This is a genomic window from Zarconia navalis LEGE 11467, assembly GCF_015207075.1.
GTDB lineage: Bacteria > Cyanobacteriota > Cyanobacteriia > Cyanobacteriales > Geitlerinemataceae > Zarconia > Zarconia navalis.
Window position 1 is genome coordinate 1 of sequence record NZ_JADEXN010000327.1, and the last position, 6,183, is coordinate 6,183.

A 6,183-nucleotide genomic window follows, 5' to 3' on the forward strand; every position below is an offset into this window, starting at 1 on the left:
CGTCTTGCTGGTGGGGGTACAAACGAATGGCATCAATGCCCTCCAGTTCCAAGAGGGGTTGGCGGAGGTCACTCGATTGGTCGATACCGCCGGGGGGGTGGTGTTGCAAACCATGCAGCAGAAGCGATCGCGCCCTCATCCCCGAACGGTTGTCGGAGAGGGAAAAATTGAAGAGCTTGCCTTGGCAGCCCAAACGTTAGGTGCAAATTTGGTGGTCTTCGATCGCGATCTCTCCCCCGCCCAAGTCCGCAACCTCGAAGCCAAAATCGGGATTAAAGTGGTCGATCGCACGGAAGTAATTTTAGATATCTTCGCTCAACGCGCCCAGTCTCAAGCGGGGAAATTGCAGGTGGAGTTGGCGCAACTCGAATATACCCTGCCTCGGCTGACGGGACGGGGGCAAGCCATGTCTCGACTCGGCGGCGGCATCGGCACCCGAGGACCGGGGGAAACGAAGCTAGAAACCGAACGCCGCGCCATCAGCCGTCGTATTTCTCGATTGCAAGAACAGGTCGATCGACTCCAAGCCCATCGCGGACGGATGCGCCAGCGCCGCCAGCACCAGGAAGTGCCCTCGGTGGCCTTGGTGGGATATACCAACGCGGGCAAGTCTACGCTACTCAACACCCTGACGAATGCCGAGATTTACACGGCCGACCAATTGTTTGCCACCCTCGACCCCACCACGCGCCGCTTTGCGGTTCCCGATGCGGATACGGGGGAGTTGCACCAAATCTTGCTCACGGATACGGTGGGGTTCATCCACGAGTTGCCCCCGGCTTTGGTGGATGCATTTCGGGCAACCCTCGAGGAGGTAACCGAAGCGGATGCTTTGCTGCACGTCGTCGATTTGTCTCATCCGGCGTGGCAGAGTCATATTCGATCGGTGATGGATATTCTCTCGGAAATGCCCGTTGCGCCCGGACCGATTTTGGTGGTGTTTAATAAGATCGATCGGGTGGATAGCGATACGCTAGCTGTAGCCCAGGAGGAATTTCCCCAAGGGGCATTTATTTCAGCGGCGAATAATTTGGGGTTGACGACATTGCGCCAGCGGATTTCGCTGTTGGTAGACTATGCAGAATCTTCGGCTTAATCTTTGATGCGATCGCGATCCTTCGCGAACCATCGGTCATCGGATTTCATCCATCGAAGTCAGAGCTATTTCTTAAAAGCGTTCTTCATATTTGAGTTCGCGAAAGACTAAATGAAACGAAGTTCCATCTTGGCGATCGAGAGCGATATTACCTTCCAACTGTTCGGCTAAAATATTGACCAGCCGCAATCCCAAAGAGGATGTATCTTGCCAGTCAATCTCTTCGGGAATTCCAATGCCATTGTCGCGAACGATTAAGTTGATTTTGTCATCCCGATCGCCATAGAGCTGAATGGTAATTTCTCCCGAAGTTTCTCCAGGGAATGCATATTTAAAGGAATTGGTCATCAGCTCGTTGATGAGCAGTCCGCAGGGAATTGCCGTTTCTAAATTAACGAGCAATGAATCGGCTTTAATGGAAACGTCAATTTCTCCTCCAGTCGTATTGTAAGAATAGTACAAGTTATTGACTAGATTCCGAACGTACTCTGTGAAATCGATCGTTGCCAAATCGGTGGATTTATAGAGCTGCTCGTGAATCAGTGCCATAGTTTGCAGGCGATTTTGACTGTCGGCAAATAATTTTTTACTGATATCGTCTTCTAGGGTTTCCGATTGCAAATCCAGCAAGTTGGAAATAATATACAAATTATTCTTGACGCGATGGTGAATTTCTTTGAGTAATATCTCCTTTTCGTAGAGCGATGCTTCTAGTTTGGCTTGAGCTTGTTGGCGTTCGGACAGCGCAGCTTTGCGATCGCTAACATCTTCCATAACGCTAATAAAATAGTCGGGTTTCCCTAAAGACGTACGAACCAGAGAGACTGTTATGTTCACCCAAACGATCGAGCCATTTTTACGAATGAAGCGCTGTTCTACCGAAAATGTTTGAATGTCATCGCACAGCAATTGCTCGATCGAGTCCCGTTCGAGGGCAAGATCCTCGGGATCGCTAATTTCTTTTAGGGTTTTGGCGAGTAATTCTTCGCAAGGATAACCGAGAATAGCGCCAGACTTTTGATTGCACCGGATAAATCGCCCGTCGAGATCGTTCTGAACGATGCCCACTGCCGCTTGCTCGAACATGGCGCGGAATCGAGCTTCGCTTTCCTGACGGGCTGTAAGTAACTGGGCTTGGGCGACGGTAATGCCAACACGATCGGCTAATTGCTCGAGCAATTCTGTTTCAAAGTCCGTCCACTGTCGGGCGGTCGAACATTGATGAGCGATGATAAATCCCCAAACGGTGTCCTGTTGGAGAATCGGCACCATCAATTTGGCTTTCACTCCCCATTGCTGCATTAACTCATAGATATGAGGCGCGTAGGCGCAATAGGTTTGCTCCACATCGTTAATTGCCGTCACTTTTCCCTCTCGGTAAGATTGCTGGGGCAAGCCGGGAAATGCTTCTGGGGGCAAATAAAGGTCGAGCAGTGCTGAGTGTGGGGGCACAAGGGCTTCTGCCTTCACGTACAAACCATCGGGCAATAACCGATAAATCAAAACCCGATCGCAATCGAGGATTTTTTGCACCTCCGTTACTGTTGTTTGGAGGATGTCATCGAGTTGGAGCGATCGACAAATCTTCAGAGCGATTTCGGCAAATAGTTGCGACATCAGATGCTGGCGCTCGATCGCGGCCTCAGCCCGTTTGCGATCGGTAATATCGGTGAGCATCATCAGCGCCCCGGAATACTTGCCTGTCGGGCTGAAGATGGGTGTTGCCGAGACGATCGCCCAGAGTGTCGAACCGTCTTGACGGCGGAATTTAAAGTCGTTTCGATCGCTTGGTTTGCGATCGTGCTGTCCGAAATGCTCCGTGGCGATTTCCCTTGGGGCATCATCCATAAAATCTGACATCTGGCGGTCGAGTATTTCTTCCGCGCCATAGCCGAGCATAGCCGCCATTCGGGGGTTTACGAAGGTGGTTTTGCGATCGGCATCGAGCATCCAAATTCCCTCGGCAGCAGTCTCGATCGTCCGTCGGTATTGCGCCTCGCTCTCCTGCAGTGCCGTCTGAGACTGCTGGCGTTCGATTGCGGCTGCCAACACGTTTGCCGCACTTTGAAGAAAATAAATATCGTCCTGGGTAAACGTGCGCGGTTGATGATTATAGGCACCCAATACGCCAAAGCACGAGGTTGTCCCTTGAATGGCGACGCTCAAACTGCTACTGCCGTCGCCATGGGAGAATCTAGGTTGTTGGGTGAGGTCATCGACTTCCCAACTGCCCTGGGCTAGGGGTTCGCGATCGAGCAAAATTCCGTCGGCTTCAGAATCGCTCTGCATCCCCACGGTCAGCAACGATCGAGCATCGGGTAAAATTTCCAACATCTTGCAATAATCTACGCCTAACCCAGCAGCAACCTGGATGACAATTTGCTGAACCAGAAGGTGTAGATCGGTTCCCAGGAGTGCTTGTTGACCTAATTCGGCAACGATCGCTTGCTGTTTTGCTCGGGTGGCGATTTCGCTTTCGATTTGCTGGCGCTCGCTTATCTGGGCTTGGAGGCGCTCGTTCGTCTGTTTCAACAGGCGGGTGCGCTGCTCGACGATGGTTTCGAGTTGTTGGTTGAGTTGTTCGAGGGCTTCTTGCGCTAACTTGCGCTCGGTGATATCTTCCGCAATCCCCGCCAGTCGATAAATCGCTCCCGAATCGTCTCGCACCGGAAAACTGCGCTCCCGAATCCAGCGAATTTCGCCATCGGGTCTGATGATTCGATATTCTCGCTCGAAAGCGGTTTTACTCCCTCGCTGCTGGGCTGCGGCGACAACGCGATCGCGATCTTCGGGGTGGACGACATCGAGCCACGCAAAGGAGTTTTCATAAACGCGAGCGCTCGAAAATCCCCAAATCTCCTCGAATGCGGGACTGATGTAAATAGCTTGGAAAGATTTGGCATCGTGAATGAAAAAAACTTCGCGAATATTTTCAGCCAATTGGCGAAACTTCTGCTCGCTTTCTTTCAAAGCCATTTCTGCCGACTGAGACTGGGTACGTTTGCGCACCGACTCAGCAAGTACATCTACTTGCCTTTGAAGTTCGATAGTGCGCTCTCGGACTTGTCGTTCCACTTCCACTTCAAGATCCCGCAGCAGCTCTATTTTTTCGAGTTCGAGCTGGCCCACTCGTCGTTCTAGCTCTTCGGATTCTTGCTTTCGGGCTTCTATTTCTATCTCGCTCGGGTAGAATTGACCGAGATCCATTGCCCGTAGCAAGCTCGTTGGTGTCACCAAACCCATCCATTCGCCGCGATCGTCGCACACCCCAAGATACTGCACTCCGAGAGACTGCATTTGGCGATCGGCAATCGCCAGAGTATCCGTCGAACTCAGGCAATAGAGGGGTGACCCGATCGCCCCTTGCGCGCCAGGATTTTCGCAGTTGTGGAAGTGCCATTTCACAAGATCGCGAGCGGTCAAAATGCCGACGGGCTTGAGGGGCTTTTCTTTGGAGTTTGCCGTCTGTGATTCTTCGATAATTGCCACGCAACTCACATCTCGTTCTGCTATTAACTGTGTCAGTTCCGATGCTGATGCTGTTGGTGGCGCGCAAACGATTTCGTGGGGGTCGATCGCCACTTCGATCGAACGGGTACGGTCAGGCGAATAACCATTTAGCGAACACTCAAGCAAACGATCTGATAGCATGACAAACTCGGATAGTTTTAAAAAATAAAAAGTACTACGAAAAAAGGAATCCAACACCTTTTCATAGATGCATTAAATTTATATAGATTCGATTAAAATTCATCTTCAAAGATGGCAAGCTTAACATCTTCTAGAAAATATTTTCAAATCAAGAAGAAATAATTAATTGAATGGTCGTTCTATTTAAGAGCAATATGAAAATCATACTAAACCTATTTAATTTTGACTTTAATTCTATTATCGATCGATTAGATCGGAATTGCCAATGCAATTTTACGCATGAATGATTTAGTTAAATATGTGGTTTTTCGGATAATGAGTTCCGTACTTTAGCGTAAGTAAAATACTTAACTCCAATCTTCTTCATCTCGCTTGTTGCTGCGAACTTGAGAATAAACGCTCCCAGTTCTATGAAGTTGTCGCGTTTTTTCAAATAAAATGTCTTCAGTAAACTGCCAATTTTGTAAGACTTTATCTAAATCTGCTTGAATGTCTCTAGCACCGGGAAACCCACGATAGCGGATTCGCAAGCGAGCGAGTTCTGCAAGATTATGGTTAGTGGGATCTTCAACCAGAAGGGTATTTACAATATTTCTGTCTTTTCGAGCTTGAGGATGCTGTTGCTCTTCCACGATCGCGTTCTCAGATTTTTGATACTTTATATGAAAATTTTAAAATACGGGATACCCAAAACGACTGTTTAGAGTATCCGCATCATAATTTTTAATATCTGTAAACTTAAAGTCTCGATCGAGCTATGAGGTTTCGCTTCATCCCACGTACTTCCTGCTAGATGAGTACATGGATTCGGGGAAAAAATCTTTATGTGAGGTTTATTAAATCTTTAACATTCAGCGATCGATATTTACGACATCTAAACAATTTGTCAAAAATGAGACGCTAGCATAACGACAGATCGTTAATTTTATTTAAGTTTCAAAAATAAAAATATAAGTTATGCAAAGAAATACAGAGTCCTCTCAAATTTTAAAATTAACGAATTTCTGTAAAGGATTTGCTATTTTTTGGATTGTTTTAGTCCACTTTAAAAGTGGTTGGTTTGGTTGGCAAGGAGTCCACATTTTTTTAATTCTCAGTGGATTTGGTTTAGCATACTCTAGTTTAAAATCCGACCGCCAAGGAAATTGGAAACCTTGGTTTTATAAGCGATTTAAAAGAATATTTCCCGCTTATTGGATTGCCGTTATTGCTTCTGTTCCCTTTTTGTTATTTTTAAATTTAGGTCCTAGACCTGGAATAGAATCCGGGATCTTTAAAACACTTTTAGATCTTTTTCTGCTTAATAATTTCTTCGAGCAATTTATAGGCGGCGGCACCGGAGCCTTTTGGTACGTTCCGTTGATTGTGGGAGCGTATTTATTGTTTCCCTGGCTGTATGGGATGCTGAGAAAATGCTCTAAACCGCGCCATTATTT

General features: G+C 47.7%; 4 protein-coding genes. 2 read left to right on the forward strand and 2 right to left on the reverse strand.

The features are described 5' to 3' along the window. Positions 1-1,096: GTPase HflX (gene hflX / locus IQ235_RS16005; RefSeq protein WP_264322438.1), on the forward strand; the 1,096-nt coding region annotated here is incomplete at its 5' end. A gap of 72 nt (positions 1,097-1,168) precedes the next feature. Here hflX and IQ235_RS16010 read toward each other — a convergent pair. After that, a complete protein-coding gene (locus IQ235_RS16010; protein WP_264322439.1) occupies positions 1,169-4,747 on the reverse strand; it encodes a PAS domain S-box protein in 3,579 nt (1,192 codons plus the stop codon). 347 nt (positions 4,748-5,094) lie between these two features. After that, on the reverse strand, positions 5,095-5,379 hold the full coding sequence (locus IQ235_RS16015; RefSeq protein WP_264322440.1) for a DUF3288 family protein: 285 nt from the start codon (positions 5,377-5,379) through the stop codon (positions 5,095-5,097). 325 nt (positions 5,380-5,704) lie between these two features. Here IQ235_RS16015 and IQ235_RS16020 point away from each other — a divergent pair. Then, positions 5,705-6,183 (forward strand): acyltransferase family protein (locus IQ235_RS16020; RefSeq protein ID WP_264322441.1); only part of this gene is annotated, 479 nt, incomplete at its 3' end.

Bases quoted from the DNA above. Each gene is read 5' to 3' on its own strand.
- IQ235_RS16010 (WP_264322439.1), bottom strand. From the start codon at position 4,747: ATGCTATCAGATCGTTTGCTTGAGTGTTCGCTAAATGGTTATTCGCCT.